This is a genomic window from Paenirhodobacter ferrireducens (assembly GCF_004022265.1).
Taxonomy (GTDB): domain Bacteria; phylum Pseudomonadota; class Alphaproteobacteria; order Rhodobacterales; family Rhodobacteraceae; genus Rhodobacter; species Rhodobacter ferrireducens.
Genome location: NZ_SAVB01000048.1, coordinates 1 through 1,609 on the forward strand (window position 1 = coordinate 1; position 1,609 = coordinate 1,609).

1 protein-coding gene is annotated in these 1,609 nt (G+C 63.4%); it reads left to right on the forward strand.

The genetic code is table 11. The features are described from left to right. Position 1: 1 nt before the first annotated feature. Entirely contained in the window at positions 2-1,606 is a 1,605-nt protein-coding gene (locus EOW65_RS19760; protein WP_128152383.1) for a cytochrome ubiquinol oxidase subunit I, read from the forward strand. The last annotated feature ends 3 nt before the right edge of the window (positions 1,607-1,609 follow it).

The following is a 1,609-nucleotide window of genomic DNA, read 5'->3' on the forward strand; positions in this document are numbered from 1 at the left end:
GATGGACCTTGATATTGTGGAGCTGTCGCGACTGCAGTTTGCGATGACGGCTCTGTATCACTTCCTCTTCGTGCCGCTGACGCTGGGATTGTCGATCCTGGTTGCGATCATGGAGACGGTCTATGTGATGACCGGGCGGCCGATCTGGCGGCAGATGACGAAGTTCTGGGCGACGCTGTTCGGCATCAACTTCGTGCTCGGCGTGGCGACGGGCATCACCATGGAATTCCAGTTCGGGATGAACTGGAGCTATTACAGCCATTATGTCGGCGACATCTTCGGCGCGCCGCTCGCCATCGAGGGGCTGATGGCCTTCTTCATGGAGGCGACCTTCGTCGGGCTGATGTTCTTCGGCTGGGACAAGCTCTCGCGCGTCGGGCATCTGGTCGTCACCTGGCTCGTCGCGATCGGCTCGAACTTCTCGGCGCTGTGGATCCTGATCGCCAATGGCTGGATGCAGAACCCGGTGGGCGCCGAGTTCAACCCGATGACCATGCGCATGGAAATGACCTCCTTCTTCGAGGTGCTGTTCAACGAGGTCGCGCAGGCGAAATTCGTCCATACCGTCTCGGCGGGCTATGTCACCGCCTCGATCTTCGTCCTTGGCGTCTCGGCCTGGTACATGCTGAAGGGGCGGCACCTGGAACTCGCCCGCCGCTCGATCGCGGTGGCCGCGGCCTTTGGCCTCGCCTCGTCCTTCTCGGTGGTCATCCTCGGCGACGAGTCGGGCTACAATGCCTCGCTGAACCAGAAGATGAAGCTCGCCGCGATCGAGGCGATGTGGGAAACCGAACCCGCGCCGGCCTCCTTCACCCTCTTCGGCATCCCCGATCAGGCGGCGCGCGAGACCCATTACGCGGTGAAGATCCCCTTCGCGATGGGGCTTCTCGGCACCCGCTCGCTGACCGAGGAAATCCCCGGCATCGACCAGCTGGTGAGCCAGGCCGAGACCCGCGTGCGCTCGGGGCTCCTTGCCTATGACGCGCTGATGCAGATCCGTGCGGCGAAGGGCAATGTCACGCCCGAACAGACGGCCGCCTTCGAGGAACATTCGAAGGATCTGGGCTTTGCGTTCCTGCTCAAGCGCTATGTCGACGACCCGCGCCAGGCCACCGAGGCACAGATCGTGCAGGCCGCGAATGACACCGTGCCCACCGTCTGGCCGATCTTCTGGTCGTTCCGGATCATGGTCGCGCTCGGCTTTTCCTTCATCGCGGTGCTGGGCTACTTCTTCGTGGTCTCGAACTTCAAGGGGATGCGCTATCCCCGCTGGGCGCTGCGGCTGGCCGTCATCGTCATCCCCGCGCCCTGGATCGCCGCCGAGCTCGGCTGGTTCACCGCCGAATTCGGTCGCCAGCCCTGGACGGTCGACGGCGTGCTGCCGACCGCGCTCTCGGTCAGCCATCTCTCGGTCGCGGATCTCGCGATCACCCTTGCGGGCTTCGTGCTCTTCTACACCGTGCTCTTCATCATCGAGATGGGGCTGATGGTGAAATACATCCGCAAGGGCCCCTATCAGGACGTCGCCGAGACCGAGGACTGGATGCGCCGCCACGAAGCGCGGCTGAAGACCTCGGACGATGCCGTCACCATGCCTGCGGAGTAAGAC